Source organism: Bradyrhizobium sp. INPA03-11B (assembly GCF_040446015.1).
Lineage (GTDB): Bacteria > Pseudomonadota > Alphaproteobacteria > Rhizobiales > Xanthobacteraceae > Bradyrhizobium > Bradyrhizobium macuxiense_A.
Map to the genome: position 1 here is coordinate 19,464 of NZ_JASGSR010000015.1, position 17,847 is coordinate 37,310.

The 17,847-nt window shown below is 64.9% G+C and carries 21 protein-coding genes and 1 riboswitch; of the genes, 13 read left to right on the forward strand and 8 right to left on the reverse strand.

The features are described from left to right. Nucleotides 1-19: 19 nt before the first annotated feature. The 3 genes from QMZ05_RS08540 to glsA all read right to left on the reverse strand — a co-directional run bounded on the left by QMZ05_RS08540 (nt 20) and on the right by glsA (nt 3,774). Nucleotides 20-583 carry an HdeD family acid-resistance protein gene (locus tag QMZ05_RS08540; RefSeq protein WP_353700392.1) on the reverse strand — a complete coding sequence of 188 codons (564 nt, stop codon included), beginning with the start codon at nt 581-583 and terminating at the stop codon, nt 20-22. Between the two features lie 476 nt (nt 584-1,059). After that, on the reverse strand, nt 1,060-2,709 hold the full coding sequence (locus tag QMZ05_RS08545; RefSeq protein WP_353700393.1) for an MFS transporter: 1,650 nt from the start codon (nt 2,707-2,709) through the stop codon (nt 1,060-1,062). 69 nt (nt 2,710-2,778) lie between these two features. Then, a complete protein-coding gene (glsA, locus tag QMZ05_RS08550; RefSeq protein ID WP_353700394.1) occupies nt 2,779-3,774 on the reverse strand; it encodes a glutaminase A in 996 nt (331 codons plus the stop codon). Nucleotides 3,775-4,146: 372 nt separating this feature from the next. Between glsA and QMZ05_RS08555 the strand changes: the two genes are divergently transcribed. Both QMZ05_RS08555 and QMZ05_RS08560 read left to right on the forward strand, forming a co-directional pair. Then, nucleotides 4,147-4,350: a hypothetical protein gene (locus QMZ05_RS08555; RefSeq protein WP_353700395.1), complete on the forward strand. Its 204-nt coding sequence runs from the start codon at nt 4,147-4,149 to the stop codon at nt 4,348-4,350. Between the two features lie 242 nt (nt 4,351-4,592). Then, nucleotides 4,593-5,678: an SMP-30/gluconolactonase/LRE family protein gene (locus QMZ05_RS08560; RefSeq protein ID WP_353700396.1), complete on the forward strand. Its 1,086-nt coding sequence runs from the start codon at nt 4,593-4,595 to the stop codon at nt 5,676-5,678. A gap of 207 nt (nt 5,679-5,885) precedes the next feature. Here QMZ05_RS08560 and QMZ05_RS08565 read toward each other — a convergent pair whose 3' ends face one another. Further along, nucleotides 5,886-6,236, reverse strand: coding sequence for a GrlR family regulatory protein (locus QMZ05_RS08565; RefSeq protein ID WP_026192881.1), 351 nt, complete (start codon nt 6,234-6,236; stop codon nt 5,886-5,888). Between the two features lie 321 nt (nt 6,237-6,557). On the opposite strand from QMZ05_RS08565, the gene QMZ05_RS08570 reads away from it, so the two are divergent. Next, nucleotides 6,558-6,914 (forward strand): hypothetical protein, encoded by a 357-nt coding sequence (locus QMZ05_RS08570; protein ID WP_050420459.1) that lies wholly within the window; start codon nt 6,558-6,560, stop codon nt 6,912-6,914. A gap of 15 nt (nt 6,915-6,929) precedes the next feature. Here the strand turns inward: QMZ05_RS08570 and QMZ05_RS08575 are convergent, their stop codons facing one another. Then, on the reverse strand, nt 6,930-7,313 hold the full coding sequence (locus QMZ05_RS08575; protein WP_097675182.1) for a VOC family protein: 384 nt from the start codon (nt 7,311-7,313) through the stop codon (nt 6,930-6,932). A 143-nt stretch (nt 7,314-7,456) separates the two neighbouring features. On the opposite strand from QMZ05_RS08575, the gene QMZ05_RS08580 reads away from it, so the two are divergent. Next, nucleotides 7,457-8,203 (forward strand): hypothetical protein, encoded by a 747-nt coding sequence (locus tag QMZ05_RS08580; RefSeq protein WP_353700397.1) that lies wholly within the window; start codon nt 7,457-7,459, stop codon nt 8,201-8,203. A gap of 216 nt (nt 8,204-8,419) precedes the next feature. Then, complete coding sequence (locus QMZ05_RS08585; protein WP_353700398.1) at nt 8,420-8,944, forward strand: hypothetical protein; 525 nt, start codon at nt 8,420-8,422, stop codon at nt 8,942-8,944. 120 nt (nt 8,945-9,064) lie between these two features. Here QMZ05_RS08585 and QMZ05_RS08590 read toward each other — a convergent pair whose 3' ends face one another. Then, entirely contained in the window at nt 9,065-9,481 is a 417-nt protein-coding gene (locus QMZ05_RS08590; RefSeq protein ID WP_050420461.1) for a hypothetical protein, read from the reverse strand. A gap of 217 nt (nt 9,482-9,698) precedes the next feature. Beyond that, a riboswitch (ZMP/ZTP riboswitch) is annotated at nt 9,699-9,778 on the forward strand. Between the two features lie 15 nt (nt 9,779-9,793). Between QMZ05_RS08590 and QMZ05_RS08595 the strand changes: the two genes are divergently transcribed. From QMZ05_RS08595 to QMZ05_RS08620, 6 genes are all read left to right on the forward strand, one after another. After that, nucleotides 9,794-10,657: a tetrahydrofolate dehydrogenase/cyclohydrolase catalytic domain-containing protein gene (locus tag QMZ05_RS08595; protein ID WP_353700399.1), complete on the forward strand. Its 864-nt coding sequence runs from the start codon at nt 9,794-9,796 to the stop codon at nt 10,655-10,657. Nucleotides 10,658-10,786: 129 nt separating this feature from the next. Then, a complete protein-coding gene (locus QMZ05_RS08600; RefSeq protein WP_353700400.1) occupies nt 10,787-11,239 on the forward strand; it encodes a MaoC/PaaZ C-terminal domain-containing protein in 453 nt (150 codons plus the stop codon). 147 nt (nt 11,240-11,386) lie between these two features. Continuing rightward, a complete protein-coding gene (locus tag QMZ05_RS08605; protein ID WP_353700401.1) occupies nt 11,387-11,815 on the forward strand; it encodes a zinc-ribbon domain containing protein in 429 nt (142 codons plus the stop codon). 200 nt (nt 11,816-12,015) lie between these two features. Further along, the gene (locus QMZ05_RS08610) at nt 12,016-12,309 is read left to right on the forward strand and encodes a hypothetical protein (protein ID WP_050420464.1); all 294 of its coding nucleotides are present in this window, start codon (nt 12,016-12,018) and stop codon (nt 12,307-12,309) included. A 246-nt stretch (nt 12,310-12,555) separates the two neighbouring features. Next, nucleotides 12,556-12,927 (forward strand): hypothetical protein, encoded by a 372-nt coding sequence (locus QMZ05_RS08615; protein WP_074125568.1) that lies wholly within the window; start codon nt 12,556-12,558, stop codon nt 12,925-12,927. A gap of 122 nt (nt 12,928-13,049) precedes the next feature. Beyond that, nucleotides 13,050-13,862 carry a hypothetical protein gene (locus QMZ05_RS08620; RefSeq protein ID WP_353700402.1) on the forward strand — a complete coding sequence of 271 codons (813 nt, stop codon included), beginning with the start codon at nt 13,050-13,052 and terminating at the stop codon, nt 13,860-13,862. A 25-nt stretch (nt 13,863-13,887) separates the two neighbouring features. Here QMZ05_RS08620 and QMZ05_RS08625 read toward each other — a convergent pair whose 3' ends face one another. Then, a complete protein-coding gene (locus tag QMZ05_RS08625; protein WP_353700403.1) occupies nt 13,888-15,033 on the reverse strand; it encodes an alkane 1-monooxygenase in 1,146 nt (381 codons plus the stop codon). 158 nt (nt 15,034-15,191) lie between these two features. On the opposite strand from QMZ05_RS08625, the gene QMZ05_RS08630 reads away from it, so the two are divergent. After that, nucleotides 15,192-16,202, forward strand: a complete 1,011-nt coding sequence (locus QMZ05_RS08630) for a helix-turn-helix domain-containing protein (RefSeq protein ID WP_353700404.1) — start codon at nt 15,192-15,194, stop codon at nt 16,200-16,202. Here QMZ05_RS08630 and QMZ05_RS08635 read toward each other — a convergent pair. Beyond that, a complete protein-coding gene (locus QMZ05_RS08635) occupies nt 16,199-17,296 on the reverse strand; it encodes a sterol desaturase family protein (protein WP_353700405.1) in 1,098 nt (365 codons plus the stop codon). The two genes, QMZ05_RS08630 and QMZ05_RS08635, sit on opposite strands and share 4 nt — an antisense overlap. Here QMZ05_RS08635 and QMZ05_RS08640 point away from each other — a divergent pair. Further along, nucleotides 17,280-17,456, forward strand: coding sequence for a hypothetical protein (locus tag QMZ05_RS08640; RefSeq protein ID WP_353700406.1), 177 nt, complete (start codon nt 17,280-17,282; stop codon nt 17,454-17,456). The genes QMZ05_RS08635 and QMZ05_RS08640 overlap by 17 nt on opposite strands. Nucleotides 17,457-17,847 lie beyond the last annotated feature (391 nt).

Consider the following 17,847-nt stretch of genomic DNA (forward strand, 5'->3'; position numbering starts at 1 on the left):
GTTTCCCCCCAAAATGCTGCTACGCCGGCCGGTCGGCGGGCCGCAAGGCATAGGTCAACCAGCCGATGCCGTGGGACATCAGATCGATGCCCAGCAACAGTCCAAGCACCCAGAGCCCGGTTGCCGGAAATCCGCTCAAGATGATGAGGCCCGCGATGACGCCGAACACCCCGGAGGCCGCCAGGACCCAGCCGGACTGCCGCCAATGGCCGATGCCGATCGTCACGCGGACGAGCCCGGAGACCAGGAGCATCAGGCCGAGGACGTAGGTCAGGATCAGCGCGCCGATCACCGGCTGGCTCAACAGCACGATTCCGGATGCAATGTAGAGGGCTCCGAGCAGCAGCTGCCACAGGAAACCTCCCCACCCCTTGGTCCAGAAGCCGTGCACGATCTCGAAGCCGCCTGCGAAAATCGCCGTCCAGCCGATGAAGATCGCGCTGACCACGGTGAAGAGCACGACATCGCCGAGGACGAGGACGCCCGCGACGATCATGGCGATCCCGAGCAGGACGCACATCCATAGCGGCGGCGGCGCGATGCCGGTGAGACCTAATGCGGAACTGTTGTCGGTGGTCGCCATGTTATCCTCCTCAATTCCCGGGCCGGGAAACGCGTCGCCGATTGGCCGGCGCGGCGATCCGTGCCGTTCGAGCGGAGCGGGGAGCCGCGCCTGGGATCACCAGCGCCACCCGCAGCGACGACGGCCGCGGTGCCACCAGCAGGCCCAGCGTCGCCGGCGATGCCAATGGCGGCGGCGCGGTGGTCGCGGTGGCGGCCGTGGCCGCGGTCGCCGGCTGGTAGCAACTCTATGAACAGGCGGCCCGGCATCGTCCGCCCTGGCGGCGAGGTCCTTTTCCAGCGCGAGCGGCAGCGCCTTCGCGCTCTCCGCCAACAGGCTTGTACCCAGGCCTGCGGCAACGACACCGCCGAGCATGCTCCGCAGTGCCGTCCGGCGATCGATGTCATGCATGGCTTGCTCCTTCCGTTGTTGCCGGGACGTCGTTGTCTTGCTCCAGCGCGTGATGCGCATGGATCTGCCGGTCAGGCCGGCGCGGATCAGCTGGTTCGTTCGCGGTTGTCCGCCGCGTTGTCATCCGGAATCTCTCCCGGCCGGTAGTTCGGCAGCCGCCCTGCCGGAATGACCGCGAGGAGGGCGAGGCCCGCCATGATCAACAGCCCGATCTTCAGAGCCCGCAGCCGGGCTTCGGTGTTGACCCGGACCGCTTCCTCGACCTGCTGTGGCGTGCCGCTCGTGGCTTCGAGCACGCTGCGGAGCCGGTCGTTGCTGACGAAGGTGATGTTGTTGAGGTCAACCTGGCTTTGCAACTCCTTCGTCAGCACCGGGCTGGCCGTGATCTTGCCGAGGGCGATGGTGCTCAGCAGACCAACGAGAAGTGCGCCGGCGACCGCCGTACCTACCGCGGCGGCGAGGTTTTGCGTGGTCCCGCGCAAGGACCCGACGTCCCCCGCCAGAGCCTTGGGCGAGGCCGTCACCAGGACGTTGAAGAGCAGCGTCACCAGGGAGCCCTGGCCGATGCCGAACAGGACGAGACCAAGCAGAACGGGAATCTCGCTCCAGTCGTTGCGCACGACGAAGGCGAGCCACAGCAGCGCGATGGTGCAGAGCGCAAAGCCGAAACGTCCGATCTGGCGCGGTGTCAATCTGCCGTAGAGATTGACGATCAGCATCGCCGAGAAGAAGACCGTGAGGTTGAACGGCATCATCGCGATCGCGGTGGCGATCGGCGAGCGTCCCTGCACGATCTGGATATAGAGCGGCACCGTGAAGTTCAGTGCGGCCTCCAGCGCGACCACCGCGAACAGCGCATAGACCGCGCAGCGCTCCTCGGGCGAGTCGATCACCTCCAGTGCCAGCAGCGGGGTTTTTCCCGCGGCCTGCTGCCGGTGCGTCCAGCTCAGAAACGCCTGTCCGAGCACGATGCCGATCACGATCATGATCGGCGCCGGCGAAACGCCCAACAGATCGAACGGCGCGTTGGGACGGGCGAGCGCCAGCCCCCAGCCGTTGAGATTGTTGAATCCGAAGCTGATCAGAATGATCGCGCTGGCGGCGAGGGCGACGCCAACCAGATCGATCTCGATGTCGGGGCGGCCGCGGTCGGGCTTCAAGCGAAAGCTCAGCAGGAAGACGATCGCCGACACCGCGATCAGGATTCCGAACGCCGGCCGCCAGCCGATATAGGTTCCGAACACTCCGCCGATCACGAATGCGAGCACGCCGGCAGCCGCACGCGCCGAGCCCAGCGCGCCGAGGGCCGTGGCCTGCTGGCGCCCGGCATAATTCTCGGCGATCAGGGCGACGAGCGAAGGCACGATCACCGCTCCGGCGGCACCGCAAAGCGCCTGCGCCGAGATCATGGTGGTGGCCGTGGGGCTGAATGTCATCAGCAGCTGCGATGCAAAGAACAGGACGACCGCAAGGCGGAAGACCTGCAGCGCGCCAAATCTTTGCGCGAGTTTCGCGCCAAGCATGACGAAGCCGGCCACAAGCATGGAATAGGCCACGATACCGGTCGCCACCGTGGTAGGGGGCACACCGAAGCTTGTCACCATGCCGCCCATGGCAACCGGGAGCGATGCGACATTGAACGACATGATCATCTGGCCGAGCGCAATCGCGATCATCGGAACCCATGATGCGCGCTCTTCCTGGTGGATGCCGCCGATCGATATTGTCTGCGCCATGGCGTCCTCCGATCTTCTCGGCTTCTGCGATCGGCCCGCCCGCGGGAATGCCGATCTTGCGACGACCGCTCAGCCGTCCGGCTGCGACACGAGCAGATCCATCCCGAGTCGCTGTGACAGGAATTTTGCGGCGAGCTGGCCCCTCACGCTGTTGCCGGCGGCGTCCAGCGGCGGGGCGAACGTGCCGAAGCCGCCCTTGCCCGGGGATACCGCGACGATGCCGCCGCCGATGCCGCTCTTTCCCGGTAGGCCGATATCGTAGAGCCAATCGCCCGACGTTTCGTACAATCCGGCGGTGACCATCACTGCCAGGGCGTAGTGGCATACGGCTGCGTCGACCACGCGTTGCCTGGTCACCGGGTTCACGCCGCCGTCAGCCAAGGTCGCGCCCATCACGGCCAGATCCCTGGCGCTGACATTCAGCGAACATTGCCGCGTGTAAAGATCAGTCGCCTGCCTGGCGTCGCTGTAGATCCGCTCGTAGCTCTCCAGCAAGCGCGCGATGCTTCGATTGCGGAAATTGGTCTCGGAGGCGGATGCATAGACCTCCTCGTTGAGCGAGAGAGGCCGGCCGGCGAAGCGAGATAACCCGTCGTGGATGAATCGCCAGCGGTCCTCGACGGACCGTCCCGGCGCGAGACTGGTCGCAGCAATGGCGCCTGCGTTGACCATCGGATTGGTGCGCCCGTTTCCCTGCTCGATCGCACCGAGCGAGTTGAAGGGAAGACCGGTGGCGTTGGCGCCAAGTTTTTCGCGTGCCGCCTCCGGGCCGATCGTCTCGCAGATCAGCGCAAACAGGAACGGCTTCGAGACGCTCATGATGGAGAATTCGTGGTCGACGTCTCCAGCGCCATAGACACGGCCACCGGTTCCGACGACACAAACACCGAACAGCTCCGCCGGAACCCGTGCGAGTGCCGGGTAAACCTGCGACGTCGTTCCATCGGTGTTCGACTTGAATCGCCGGTGCGCGTCTTCCACAAGCGCCTGCACCATCTCCGGACCGGGTAGATGACCGGTCGAGATGTAGGCCTGCTCTCGCTGATCGACCGAAAGCGACGCCATCGCATCACTCCGTCCGAACGGACCCAACGGTGGCCGGTTCCATTCTAGAACACGATGCGCTGGAGCAGTCAGCGCCAAAGTTTTATTTGAGTCAACCTACAACCGGCGCCTGGTCCTGCAACCCAGCCATCAACATTTGCGAACAATCCACCTGAGGTGACGTTCAGTCAGTGAGGCTGACGCGATCGCCTTCCAGTCGCCGACGCAACACGCAGTCGCTTCAGTTTGAATCAAACGGCGGACGTCGCTGCGGCACGCAATCAACGACCGATTGCAACGTTTTCGTTTGAGGGAGTACGATTGCGGTGCGTGCGTGCGAGCCGAAGCGAGTGTGGGAGGCGCGGGGCATCAACCGTAGAAATGAGATGTACCATGGCGGCGCAAACAAGTGACGGACATCTGTTCCTGTTCAAGAAGCTTGGCGGCCTGTTCGCGATCATAGCCGGATGCCTGCTGACAGCCGTGGGTGTGACGTTCGAGTCCACCGATACGACCGTTATCGGCATCCTGCTTCTGGTGCTGGGTGCCGTCTTGCTCGTGCTCAAGATCATGAGACGAAATCAGCAGCCCGGATAGCTGGGCTGCATCGGCGTCTCCTGCGGCGCTTGCGGAGCGAGCCTTGAGGATCAATGGCGCCGATGGCGGCCGTCGATTCTTCGAGACGGTCGTGTTGCGCCCTCGGGATCACGGGCAGGACGATCGATATTCGATCAGTATCGATCGATGCGCGAACGGCATTGGACCGTCCGCGACAACACTCCTACGGCTCGCTCAACCGATCCTGGGATCAACGGGCGGTGCGAGCAGGGGAGGAAGACATGATCTCACGGCGCAATCTGCTGGCCGGCATCGGCGCGGGCATGGCCAGCGCAGCGGCCAGCCGCGCCATGGCGCAGTCGTTCCCGTTCAAGCCCAATCAGCGCTATCCGGATCCGGCGGTCGAAATCCTCGACCCGAGCTTCGCCAAGTACCGGCTCTACAGCTCTACGCTGGAGCAGGTCGCGACCGGCTTGCGCTGGGCGGAAGGGCCGGCCTATTTCCCCGAAGGCGGCTATCTCTTGTTCAGCGACATCCCCAACAACCGCATCATGAAGTACAGCGAGAAGGACGGCAGCCTCAGCGTCTTCCGCAGCCCCGCCAATTTCGCCAACGGCAACACCCGCGATCGCCAGGGCCGCCTCGTGACCTGCGAGCATTCGGTGACGCGGCGGATCACGCGCACCGAGAAGAGCGGCAAGATCACCGTGCTGGCCGACGGTTTCGAGGGTAAACGGCTCAATGCGCCGAACGACATCGTGGTGAAGTCCGACGACACGATCTGGTTCACCGATCCGGTGTTCGGCATCGCCGGCGAGTGGGAAGGCTTCAAGGCCAAGCGCGAGCAGGACAACACCAACGTGTTCCGCATCGGCACCGACGGCAAGCTGACGGCCGTCATCACCGATCTGGTCAATCCGAACGGGCTTGCGTTCTCGCCGGACGAGAAGAAGCTCTACGTCGTCGAGTGGAGGGGCACGCCGAACCGCAGCATCTGGAGCTACGACGTCAATGCCGACGGCACCGTCTCCAACAAGACCAAGCTGATCGACGCCGCCGATCAGGGCTCACTCGACGGCTTCCGCGTCGATCGCGACGGCAATCTGTGGTGCGGCTGGGGCAGCAACGGCGCGCTGCAATCGGAGCCTGTGGATGTCAACGGCCGCAAGGTCTATCAGCTCAAGGGCAGACCTGAGGATCTCGACGGGGTGATGGTGTTCAGCCCGCAGGGGAAGCCGCTCGGCTTCATCCGCCTGCCGGAGCGCTGCGAGAACCTGACCTTCGGCGGACCCAAGAACAACCGCCTCTACATGGCGTCCTGCCATTCGATCTACGCGCTCTATGTCGACGCGCATGGCGCGACGTGAATAGGGAGAACGGCAGAAACATGTGCCAGCACCGTCATCCCCGCGCAAAGGCTTCGCCTTTGTCGCTGGAGGAGCGGCGAAGCCGCGTCTCGAAGGGTGCACGGCCCGGCTGGTGGCCGTCGATCCTTCGAGGCTCGCTGCGCTCGCACCTCAGGATGACGGTCCGAAAAGCGCTCAAACACGATTCAAGCGCAATCTTATCGTGTGCTAATTGATATCCGCGAGCTTGTGCAGCGTGGCGCCGAAGATCAAGCTCGCCTTGCCGACCAGCGCGGTTCCACTCATGGTGCCGCGGGTGTCGGTGAAGGTGCCGGAAACACCGATGCCAACCGGCGCGGGCCCGCCGAACAGCGGGTTGTCGGTATCGCGCGGCGTGGTGTGGCGTTGCACAAGGACCTCGCCCTTGAACGCGTCGCCCTTCACCGTGTAGCTGCCGGTGTAATAGAGATAGGCATCGCCGCCGAGAATTTGTCCGTCGCGGAAGAGAATCACTCCGCTGCCCTTGCCGACGCGTCCGTCCAGCAGGGTGACGTGGATTGAGTACAGCCCGTTCTTCATAACGTCCCATTGACCGGCTGCCACGCCCGCAGCAATCCGGATTGGTTTTTTATGCCAAAGCGAGCAACCTCGTGCAATGCGGCAGGTTGATTCCGGGTGTCCGGAGTGGCCGTGAACCCTCGGTTCCTGCCAGGCGGTGTGACGGCGCGATGACAGCGGACCGTGCGCGCGACTCGAACTGGCCCGCGAAATGCATAGCTCTGGTTGCACTGGCCGGTAAGTGCTGGAGCAACACACATGACAGACAGGATGGAAGCTGGCGGCCGCTTGGCGGGCCCCGACGACGATTCCGAAACCTTTGCCGGCCGTGGCAGGGGCCGGATGCGGGTGTACCTGCCGCTCGGTCTCGTCGTGCTCTTGTCGGTGGCGGCCGCGCAGCTTGCGCAGGCGCGCGATCCCGACGGCCGCTATGCCAATTCGCCGCTGAAGGAGTGGTTCGACGGTCTGCGCAGCGGCAAGGGGCCGTGCTGCTCCGATGCCGACGGTACTGCGGTCAGCGATGTCGATTGGGAATCGAAGGACGGGCACTACCGTGTGCGCCTCGAGGGGACCTGGATCGACGTCCCCGACGAGGCCGTGGTCACCGAGCCCAACCGGGCCGGCCGCGCGATGGTCTGGCCAATCAAGAGCTACATGGGCGTCACGATCCGCTGCTTCATGCCCGGCAGCATGACGTAGCGCGGCAGTCGTCGCTCACACGTACTTCTTGTCGCGCTCGAGCAATTCGATCGAGATGCCCTGCGGGCCGCGGATGAAGCAGATCCGCACGCCCGGGCGGATCGTGGTCGGCTCCTTGGTGAACTCGACGCCCTTGGCCTTGATCTCGGCCGCGACCGCGTCGATGTCCTTCACCGTCAGCCCGAAATGATCGAGCCCCTGATAGGGCGTCACCGGCGGGGCGTTGACGCCGTCGCCTTGCGTCACCTCCGCGATGAAAACCTTGGCGCCGCCGAGCTGGACGTCGATGCGGCCTGGGCCGCGGATGATCTCGCCGCCAAGGATGTCGCGCAGCCAGGTCGCGGTGGCCTCGGGATCAGGACTGCGCAGATGGACGTGGTCCCAGGTGACGACAGGCATTGCGATCTCCTTGTTGTTCTCGCGCCGCGTCGGCGCGCGGCACTCGCTCTCGGGCGGTGCAAATCTAGCGATCGGCCAGCTGTGATGCCATCCCGTGCTGCACGTCGCAAGATTGTCGTCCCGGAGTGCAACCATTCGGGCCGATGGCGATTGTTCTCGCGTGGCCGCTCGGCCTGCGGCCGTCCCGGATGCCGCATGCGGCGATGGCTGCGGCCTCTGTGCTGGCGGGGGTCTGGTCGGGCGTCGAGGGTGAGGGCACGACGATGCGGATCGGCTTGGCGTCGTTTCGAAATGTTGCCGCCGGACGTCTCGGTGACGGCGGCTTCTACGCCAGCCTGCTGCTGTCGTTGATCGCAATCGCCGGGATCGCCGCCTGGTTCATGCTCCCCGAGCCGAGCGACGCAGGAGACCAGGATGTCTGGCCGGTGTCTTCGACCGTCATCCGTACCGCGCAGGATGTTCCGACCGGGGTGCAGCCTGCCCAGACCGCAAGGGAGGCGCTGGCCGCACCGGCGGACGAGCCGGCCACGGTCGGCGTGGCCGCCACCCCGCAGCCGGCCGAGGAGGCCAGGTTGTCCCAGCCGGGTGCCGAACGATCACCGTTGGACCGGGTGCGGATCGCCTCGCAATCGTGGCGCCGCGGCGGTCTCGGATCCAAGATGCTGGTCACCCTGACGCTGCGCAACGCCAATGATTTCCCGGTCAAGGATATCGAGATCGCCTGCGCCTTCATCCGCCGCGACGGCAGCCCGATAACCGAGCGCAAGCGGCTGATCCCGGACACCATTGCCATGAAGAGCCGCAAGACCTACTCGGAGATGTTAATCGGCTTCGTAAATGTTAACGCAAACAAGGCGAAATGCTCGGTCGTGACCGCCAGCCGCGCCTAAACCCTGCATCTCGAAAAAGTGAGCGGGAATTGACTTGCCGGGTGAACCGTAACGGCCAGGCAGGAACTAACTAATAAGCCGACCGTTGGAGAACGACCCGGAAGCGCGGGATGGCGACTGTCCGGGCGATCATGCGCAGACGATGAATTCGCTGCGCGATGACTGATGTCGTCGCGCCAAGATGAACCGCGCCCGTGGCGCGGGGGGAGCTACCAAATGCCTGTGGCGCGTTATTTCCTGTACGTTGGTGGAGTGCTGCTCGCGCTGCTCTTCGTCGTCAATGCCATCGTGCCGCAGGAGGCCGTGGTTCCCGGCCAAAGCCAGACCATCTCGTCGCCAGGCGTCGACAAGACGATGGTCCGCATCAGGTCGACGCAGAAATTGCCGGAGCGGGTGGTATACGATACCAGCCAGCCGATCATCGTTCCGGCGCAGGTGAACGCGGTTGCCGCGGCCGTCCCGCCGGCAACGGGCGACGCATCGGCACAGGCCCGTGTCCGCAACACGTTTGCCCAGTTCATCCCCGAGAAGGCCGACGCGCAGAAGGCCGTGGCCGAGGCGAAACCGGCCGACCAGCCGGCCCAGGCCCAGCCGCAGGCACCGAAGAAGCACAAGGTTGCGCGTTACCATGCCCATCCCCAGCAGCCGATGCGGCTGGCGCAGCCCGGCATGTATCAGCCCTACCGCGTCGCGCAGCAGCAACCGCGCATGGGCTTCTTCGGCGGTTTCGGCACCTGGTAGGCAGGGTCGCGCCGCAGCCGGCAACCGATACGCCGCCGCAAATGCTTGCGGCGGCATTTTCATGTCCGCGAGATCAGGCGGCAACCGGACGCAACTAGCCCTCCGGGCCGTTCACGCCGGTTAGCGCGGCAGGCGCGGAATCTTGTCGGCGAAGCCGTTGTAGCAGGTCAGCCGCTCGTCCTCTTCCTTCACGAACCGGCATTCGTTGACGCCCTTGGCAGGGGCGGCCTTCGGCTTCGGCTGCGGCTTGAAGATCTCGTCGTAGCACATCAGCCGTTCCTTGGTGGCGTCGTCGATGTCCTGACAGGCCTGGAGCTTCTGCGCGACCGATTGCGGCTTGCCGGGCGCGGCAGCCTTCTCGCCCTTCTTGGCCGCCGACTTCTTGCCGACCTGGACCAGCGGCTTGTCGCCGACCATCGGCTGCGAGGCCGCCGCCGGCTTATCGGCCGCGGGCGGTGGCGTGGTGGCTGGAGCGGTGCCTTGGGCAAGCGCGGCAGCCGGGCAGAGGAGCGCCAACGCGAGGATGATATGTCTCATGTTGAAAATGTCCGAAATGGCGTGATGACCGGAAGGATGGCGCCGGGGATCGGAAAAGCCCGGCAAGCGCCGAGGCTTATCGCAAGTTCTGCCCGAATCCTACCCCCAGAGACGACCCATCCGGCACCGATCCACCGGCAAAAACAGGGGCAATTCGTGGCCGGTCCGACCGCAACCGAGCGTGATTTGCCTTTGCCGGGCCCACCGGCTATCACGACGCCATCTGCGCGACTGGCGCTTGGATGGACCACCATCGGGGAGCGCAGAGACTGAACGCCGCGCGCCTGGGCACCGCTTCGAAACGGAGGTGCCATGACGGCGAACATTCTTGATGGGCATGCACATGCCCAAATTGTCATCGACAAGGTTGCAAGTGAACTGGACCGGCTGCCCCGCGCGCCCGGGCTTACGGTCGTGCTGGTTGGTGACGATCCGGCCAGCCAGATCTATGTGCAGAGCAAGGTCCGGATGGCGGAGCGGCTTGGCCTGCGCGGCGAGGTCGAGCGCCTGCCGGATGACGCCAGCGAGGCCGACCTGCTTGCCAGGATCGCGGCGCTCAACGCGCGCGACGATATCGACGGCATCCTGATCCAGCTGCCGCTGCCGGCGCATATCGACGCTCTGCGCGTGATGGCGGCGGTCGACCCGGCGAAGGATGTCGATGGTCTGCACGCGCTCAACGCCGGCCGGCTGTTTCACGGCGACGATGCTTTGGTGCCGTGCACGCCGCTCGGCTGTCTCAGGCTGATCAAGTCGATCCGATCGGATCTCACCGGCGCGCATGCCGTGGTGATCGGCAGCTCCAACATCGTCGGCAAGCCGATGGCCGCGCTGCTGTTGCGGGAGCAGGCGACCGTGACGCAGACCCACATCCACACCCGCGGCATCAGCAACATCTGCCGTCAGGCCGATATCCTGGTCAGCGCGGTGGGCAAGGCTGGGCTCGTGCGCGGCGACTGGATCAAGCCGCAGGCGATCGTGATCGACGTCGGCACCACGCGTGTCGAGAAGCCGGACGGCGGCTACGCGGTATGTGGCGATGTCTCCTTCGACGAGGCGATGCAGGTTGCGGGCGCGATCACGCCGGTGCCGCGCGGCGTCGGACCGATGACGATCGCCTGCCTGATGGAGAACACCGTGAAGGCCGCCAAGGCGAGGGCGGCCCGGCTGCAATAGCGCGGGACGCCCGCGGCGAGACGCGAGCGGCCGGTGCCGCTCGCGTGCCGTGCACGAAGTTCATGACCTCAGAGGTAATGGAAAGCCCGCAGCGTTCGGCTATCGTCATGCGACAGACGGAGGCGCGCGATGCTGTATGCGGAAGATCTCACCGAGGGCCAGACATTCAAGCTCGGGATTTACACGATCGGCGAGGCCGAGATCTTGGAGTTCGCCGGGAAGTATGATCCGGTGCCGATCCATACCGATCCCGTCGCCGCTGCGGCGGGCCCGTTCGGCGGGCTGATCGCAAGCGGCTTCAACACCATTGCGATCTATCAGCGGCTCGTCGTGGAGGCGATCTGGAGCAAGGTGGCGGGCATTGTCGGGCGAAGCTTCGAGATCCGTCTGCCGAGCCCGGTCCGCCCGGGAACGACGCTGACAGGCCAATCCCAGATCCAGAAGATCACGATCAGACCGGAGCGGCGCGACGCCGTCGTGATCTTCAAGACCGAGCTCGTCAACGACGAGCGGCGCCCCGTGCTCGTCCTCGTGCTCGATGCGCTGATCCACATGCGCCCCGTTGAGCGGGCGCGGACATAGGCGCCGCACCGATCGTCGATCTGGTCGTCGCGCAATGCCGCGGCTAGTATGGCGAGCCTGCGGCCGAACTGCAGCGCATCAATGACGTCGTCCTTGATAAGGCCGGGCAGCAAGTTCGCCGATGGGGTGCAGGGCGGATACGCGGACGTGAAACGCAGCAAGCAGACGCGTGGAGAGATCGAGGCCAAGCAGCGCAAGGCCGCGGCATGGCACCACACGCTGGCACAACGCGCCGCCGAACGCAGGCGCCTTCGTGACTACAAGATCGCGCTGGCGCGCGACGAGGTTCCGGTGGTGACGAGCCAGCTTGCGCCCTCGAACAGCTATTCGATTCCTGATTTCGTCGAACGCGGAACCTATCGGCCCGAGCCTTTCGTCTGCAAGGATTGCGGCGTTGCCGAGGTCTGGACGCCGTTGCAGCAGAAATGGTGGTACGAGACCGCGAAGGGCGACGTGTTCACCAAGGCCGTGCGTTGTCGCGCCTGCCGCACCAAGGAGCGCGTGCGTAAATCCGCCGCGCGCCGCGTGCATCTGGAAGGGCTCGCCAGGAAGAAGAAGCCCTCCGCCGCATCATGAGCGGGTGCGCGTGACGCCGCGCTGCTGCTTCACAGAGATGTGGATGTGGAACCCGCGCGCGGGCGGTCAATGCGTCGCGCGCGCGGAACGTTTCGTTGACTGATCGGTTCGAGACTTTGAAGCCCCCGGCGAGGGGTGCGGGCGGGGAGGAACCAGCCAGGGAAGCAGTCACGGCCGGAACCAACGAGAAGGAGCAGCGGATGAAGCTTAATTCCACGCAAGTCAAGCAGACCATGTCGCAAATGAACGCCCAGGTGCTTCCGGACGACCATCCGGCGGTGGCGCAACTGAACAGCGTGTTTGGCGAGCACACATTCTTCGTCGATACCAGCGGACTCAAGGTCCTCGAACCCGCGCAGAGCTCCGACATGCCGGGACAGACCGGCGAGGTGGTGAGCCTTGCCGAATGGAGCGATCCGGAGCTGACGTCGCTGCGGCCGCACGAGCCCGAGCCGACCGGCGTGCTCATCATGCTTGAACCGAGCAAGCACTGAAGCGCGTTTCCGAGCGAAGCGGGGTGCCGGTTCGCGCAAGGAGAATGCGACCAGACCAGGGGATTGAGAGCATGATCCGATTCAATCGGACCATGCTCTGAGTGCCGCATCGGACAGCACCGCAATCGGCCTTCCTGACGGCGACAGTCTCCGACGTCACGTCAAGAGGTGCCGAAAGTCACATGGCAAATCAGAGCCGCCTGCGTATGCATCGTTCGAGATGGGTATCCAGGCGGTGAGGGGCAGATGGGGATCGTGCGGCGCTGGAGCTCTGACGAGGACGAGAAGCTCAGAGAACTCGCCAGGGCCGGCAAGAACGCTCTCGAGATCAGCAACGAACTGACCCGCAGCGCTTCGGCGGTGCGGCGGCGCGCCGAGGTCCTGTCGGTGCTCATCATGGCGAAGGCGTTTCGCGCGCGCCCGTCGCATGTCGCCACCCATCTCGAAAGAGTAGCGATCGACGCGATCCGAACCCGCCGCTCGTTTCCCGCGGGCGTCGGCCCGAGCACCATTGCCGGAATGATCGACAAGGGCTGGATCGTTCCGGAACTGGGGCGGCGATATCGCGTCACCGATGCCGGCGTGGAGGCGGTGCGCCGGAAGATCCCGAGCGGGTGAGGGCTGCGCGGCAGCCCGGCGGGCAGACACGGCAGCTGCCACGGAAAGCAAGATTTAGCGCCCGAGACGGCCGCTTGCGCCGTTGAAGCATCGGGGACGCTGACAGCCGGCAGGTCTCCGGCGTGTCCAACCCGTCCGGCCCGATCGCATCGATGCTCAACGCCCAGCAGGCTCCAGACGATCGATACCAGCGTTTCGCCGATCTTGCGCCCTTCGTCCGTGAAGCGATCGACACCATCGCCGCGTTGACCCCGGCCCAGCGGGTCGATGTGGACTTCCTCGAACGGGAGTTCATCCCGGCGCTGGGACTCAATGACGAGCTGCTGCACGAGCAGCCGCCGGAGCTTGCGCCGAGCTTTGGCAAGGGCCTGCACCTTTGGCAGTATCCGAACCAGCTCGCGCCCTATCTCGCCTGGCTTGCGCGCAACGCGGCCGGCATCACCTCGTACATGGAAATCGGCTGCCGCTGGGGCGGCATGTTCATCCTAGTCGCGGAGTGGCTCAGGACCAGCGGCGCCGACCTCAAGAGGGTGATTGCACTCGATCCGATCGCGCCGACGCCGTTCATCGCGACCTATTTCGAACTGCTGCAGGAGCAGGCGCGCATCGAGCCGATCTACATGCAGGCGTTTTCAACCTCGCCGCTGGTCGCCGCGCATGTCGACCGGCTGAAGCCCGACTTCGTCTTCATCGACGGCGATCACAGCCTGCGCGGTGCGATGCAGGATCACCTGCTGGTGCGCGCCCACGCCAGCATCATCGTGCATCACGACATCCACTCCCGGGCCTGTCCGGATACGACATGGCTCTGGAAGGCGCTCAGGGAATTCGAAGCACCGAGCTTCGATGCGTTCGAATTCACCAACCAGTATCCGTCCGTCAACGGCTCGTTCCTCGGCATCGGCGCGATGAAGCGGCGGTCAGCGCAGGCGTAGGGACGGACGCCGGCGCTTGTCGCGATCACGCATCCACCGGTCGCTCGCCCAGGTTCAGCTTGCTCTTGTCGCCGCCGGCCCAGGCCAGTGTCTTCGGGTCCATCACGCGGAACCAGAGCGGCGGGATCGCGGCCAGCCCGAACATGCCGGTGTAGCCGTTCGGCAGCCGCGGGATGTCATCGAAATCGCGCAGCGACTGGTAGGGGCGCATCGGGTTGGCGTGGTGATCCGAGTGACGCTGCAGGTGGAACGTCATCAGGTTCGAGACGATGTGGTTGGTGTTCCAGGAGTGGCGCGGCTCGACCGCCTGGTAGCGGCCGTTCGGCAGTTTTTCGCGCAACAGGCCGTAGTGCTCGACATAATTGGCCTGGGTCAGCGCGTACCAGCCGAGGAAATGATGCGCGACGATGAACGGCGCGACCTTCCAGCCGAACGCCGCAATCAGGATGGCCGCGACGACCAGCGTCAGTGCAAAGCCCTGCAGGATCTCGTTGTTGACCGACCAGACCGGCTCGCCGCGCCGGGTCAGCCGTTCGGCCTCATTGCGCCAGCCGCGCTTGAAGGCGCCCGGCAGTTCGCGCGTTGCGAACGCATAGATCGATTCACCGAACCGCGCGCTGGCGGGGTCTTCAGGAGTTGCGACCCAGGTGTGATGGCCGCGATTGTGCTCGACGCGGAAATGGGCGTAACCCACCGCGCAATTGGCAAGCATGCCGAAGAAGATGTTGAGCCGATCAGACTTGTGGCCGAGCTCGTGCCCGATCAACAGCGCGCCGCCATTGATGGTGCCGACGCCGAGCAGCAGCGCGACATAGGACCACCACGGCAGCTCTTGCGTCCCGAAGAAGGCGATCAGCGCGACGTAGTTGATCCAGGGAAACGCCACGGTGATGCGCGCAAGCCGCAGGTAATACGGATCGGCCTCCATCGCGGCGACCACCTCCGCCGGCGGATTGTGGGTGTCTTCACCGAAGAGGACATCGAGCAGCGGGATCAGGATGAAGATGAAGACAAAGGGGATCAGCGTCACCAGCGGATTGTGCGTCCGCAGGAAGAGCCAATAGGACAAAAGCGGGATCAGCGGCGGGATGAACGAGAGCATCCAGAGATAGCGCTTGCCGTCCTTGTAGGTGATGGTTTCGCCAGCGGCGTTGGTGCCCGTGAAGATCATCGCATTCCCTCCAGCTGCTCTTTCGAGGCGGCATTCGCCGTTGTTTCACCAAGGATGCCGCGAGGCGGGCCTGCGCCGCCAGTTCCCAACAGGCCAATTTTGTGGCATTTTGCGCCAAACCATTCGGCTGGATGCTAGCGAGGGAGGGCGCCGACGCAATGCAGGGATCGGAGGCGGATGCCCTTCGGGTGCCGGTGTCCGCGAGCTACGCGCGGGCGCTGGTGCGGGCGTTCGGCAAGACACGGGGCGAGCGCAACGAACTGCTCAGGGGCACCGGCGTCGAACAGGAGCTGCTCGACCAGCCGGGCGCTCACATGCCGGTCTCCGCGCTGGTGATGTTGGCCGCCAACATCACCCGGGCGCATGGCGAGCTGTGGCCGTTGTCGGCCGCGGCGGTCTGGTCGACATCGCTGCAAGGGGCGCTCGATGTCGCGACCAGGACGGCGCCGACCATCGCCGATGCGTTGAACATCGGTGCGCGCTTCGGGTCGACTCGCGCGCCCTTCATCCGCAACCGGCTGCGCAAGACCGTGCGCTCGATCCAGATTGAAATCGCTCCGGCGGTCCCCATGGAGGGCGCGTTGTGGCGCGCCGTGGCGCTGGCGGTCAGTCTCAACATCCACGCCGCGTATGAGCAGCTGCTCGAGGATGCGATCGGGGAGGCGACGCTGAAATTTCCCTGGCAGCCGCCTGCGGGCGCGGAGCGGCTCATGCAGCATTATTCCTGCGCCGTGAAGTTCAACGCGGCCGCCTTCATCTTCGACGTGCCGAACAAGTTGTGCGCGCGGCCTTCGCCATTTGCCGATCCGGAATTGCACGCCAAGGCGATCGAAGCCCTGGAGGCAGTCGAGAGGCCGCGCTCGGACACTGCGGCGCTGGCGCGGATGGTCGAGAGCCTGATCGCGGCGCGGCTGCCGCATCGTTTAGCCGAGGAGGAGGCCGCGCGCCTCGTCGGCACCTCGCGGAGGACGCTGGTGCGGCGGCTGGCAGAGGCGGGCTGCGCCTTCCGCCCGCTGCTCGATGGCGTGCTGCGCGAGCGCGCGCGGACCATGCTCGCGGAGGGCACGCAGTCGCGCGACGAGATGGCGGCTGCGCTCGGCTACACCGATGCGACGAGCTTCAGCCGCGCCTGCCGGCGCTGGTTCGGCGCGAAGGGCGTGCGGGCCTAGCTCAGCGGCGCGCTGTGGCGCGGCTGCGCGGGCTCGCCGCCGTTCGACAACTGAGGTTGGATGGCTGGGGGATCGTTGCGCTTTCGCTTCGAGGCCCACGCGATGAACGGGTAGGCGAGGAGCGCCAGATATTTGGTGGGCATTGGATGATCGACGCCGAACGTCGTCGCCTTCCTTGCCTTCGGCAGGTAGGCGCTCCCGAACAGCACGTCGTAGAACGAGATGAATCCAGCGAAGTTCTTGTCCCTGGCTTCGGCTTCGCTGCTGTGGTGCCAATGGTGAAATTCCGGCGACACCAGGATGTAGCGCAGTGGTCCGTAGCTCAGGCGCACGTTGGCGTGGACCAGCCAGGTCTGCCAGAAGTAGACGAGGAGGTAAGTGCCGATCGCTTCCGTGGAGAAGCCGAGCGCGTAGAGCGGAAACAGCGCGCCGGCCTTCATGAAGATCACGTCGAGCGGGTGCTGGTGGATCGCAGCGAGCCAGTCCAGCTCCTCGACCGCATGATGAACGGAATGGATCTGCCACATGGCGGGTACGATGTGCAGGATGCGGTGCGTCCAGTAGATGCCGAGGTCCGCGATCAGGATCACGATGGGCACCTGGACCAGATACGGAAGATTGCCGATCGTCTGCGTCACCGCCGCAGGCAGGACCGACTGATTGACCAGAATGGCCACCGTCGTGACGGCGATCACGCCGGCTAGCACCAGCCACCCGTTGATGAACAGGAAAGCCATGTCAGTCAGCAGGCCACGCCTGAAAATCTTCTGAGGCCTCGCAGCGAACAGTCGCTCGAAAGGCACGAAGATCAAAACCGCCAGCAGAAGCTGGTTCACTCCCAATAAATCGCGCATTTCAAAATGGCCGCCCTGAAATGCCGGTAGCCTATCACCTCGGCTCCCGACGGCGTCAATAGGAAGGAAAGCCCAAGCGGTGGCAGCGTTAAACGGGACAGTTAAGCGGGAACACGAACCGGCATGCTCCAACTCGCCGGTCGGGGCAGGAGACGAGGCAAGACCACGCGACAGGTCAAAACGGTCTGGGTGGTGCGCCAATGGCGCGCTCGAGCCGATCTCGGTGCTGATCAGCCGCAAGACCCAGCGGCTCTATGTGTGGCGGGCGCTTCGAACCGATCTACGAGAGTCCGTCACCATCGCGGAAACCGACCGTCCGATCGGCACCCATGTCTTCACCGCCGTCAAGCGCAAAAGCGGCGAGACCAGCGCGCGATGGACTGTCCGTCTTGGTGGATAGCGGACAGCCGCGCGTCGCCGAACTCGAGCGCCGTGGTCCGGCGGCGCACCTGCAGCGATCGCGGCATTCTATTGTTTCGCGTGCGCCCGAGGCCTTGTCCCTCGACGCCGTCCGTGCTGGTTCACGACAAGTGCCAGGGTGGCGGTCGCCTTGCCAGTTGCCAATCCAAGCCTATTCATGAGCGTACGCCCTGAGGTGCCAGCGGCCCTAAAGGAACGGACGCATCGAGCCGTAGTCGTACGGAAGCGGGAACACGCTTTTGGACGCGTCCCATCGCGTTTTGTGCCAAACCTTACCCATCAGGGTTTTGCAAACCCCGGAGCTAGGGCCAGCGCCGTCCGCATGCATTCCGAGCGGGCGGCGTTGTGCTGTGAGGATCACGCTTGCAGTG

Excerpts from the sequence above, each read along its gene's own strand:
- QMZ05_RS08565 (WP_026192881.1), bottom strand. The coding sequence starts at position 6,236 with ATGAAGAACGGGCTGTACTCAATCCACGTCACCCTGCTGGACGGACGC.
- QMZ05_RS08625 (WP_353700403.1), bottom strand. The coding sequence starts at position 15,033 with ATGATCTTCACGGGCACCAACGCCGCTGGCGAAACCATCACCTACAAG.
- QMZ05_RS08540 (WP_353700392.1), bottom strand. The coding sequence starts at position 583 with ATGGCGACCACCGACAACAGTTCCGCATTAGGTCTCACCGGCATCGCG.
- QMZ05_RS08555 (WP_353700395.1), top strand. The coding sequence starts at position 4,147 with ATGGCGGCGCAAACAAGTGACGGACATCTGTTCCTGTTCAAGAAGCTT.
- QMZ05_RS08590 (WP_050420461.1), bottom strand. The coding sequence starts at position 9,481 with ATGAGACATATCATCCTCGCGTTGGCGCTCCTCTGCCCGGCTGCCGCG.
- QMZ05_RS08630 (WP_353700404.1), top strand. The coding sequence starts at position 15,192 with ATGCAGGGATCGGAGGCGGATGCCCTTCGGGTGCCGGTGTCCGCGAGC.
- QMZ05_RS08600 (WP_353700400.1), top strand. The coding sequence starts at position 10,787 with ATGCTGTATGCGGAAGATCTCACCGAGGGCCAGACATTCAAGCTCGGG.
- QMZ05_RS08545 (WP_353700393.1), bottom strand. The coding sequence starts at position 2,709 with ATGGCGCAGACAATATCGATCGGCGGCATCCACCAGGAAGAGCGCGCA.
- QMZ05_RS08575 (WP_097675182.1), bottom strand. The coding sequence starts at position 7,313 with ATGCCTGTCGTCACCTGGGACCACGTCCATCTGCGCAGTCCTGATCCC.
- QMZ05_RS08570 (WP_050420459.1), top strand. The coding sequence starts at position 6,558 with ATGCGGGTGTACCTGCCGCTCGGTCTCGTCGTGCTCTTGTCGGTGGCG.
- QMZ05_RS08585 (WP_353700398.1), top strand. The coding sequence starts at position 8,420 with ATGCCTGTGGCGCGTTATTTCCTGTACGTTGGTGGAGTGCTGCTCGCG.
- QMZ05_RS08560 (WP_353700396.1), top strand. The coding sequence starts at position 4,593 with ATGATCTCACGGCGCAATCTGCTGGCCGGCATCGGCGCGGGCATGGCC.
- QMZ05_RS08615 (WP_074125568.1), top strand. The coding sequence starts at position 12,556 with ATGGGGATCGTGCGGCGCTGGAGCTCTGACGAGGACGAGAAGCTCAGA.
- QMZ05_RS08610 (WP_050420464.1), top strand. The coding sequence starts at position 12,016 with ATGAAGCTTAATTCCACGCAAGTCAAGCAGACCATGTCGCAAATGAAC.
- glsA (WP_353700394.1), bottom strand. The coding sequence starts at position 3,774 with ATGGCGTCGCTTTCGGTCGATCAGCGAGAGCAGGCCTACATCTCGACC.
- QMZ05_RS08580 (WP_353700397.1), top strand. The coding sequence starts at position 7,457 with ATGGCGATTGTTCTCGCGTGGCCGCTCGGCCTGCGGCCGTCCCGGATG.
- QMZ05_RS08595 (WP_353700399.1), top strand. The coding sequence starts at position 9,794 with ATGACGGCGAACATTCTTGATGGGCATGCACATGCCCAAATTGTCATC.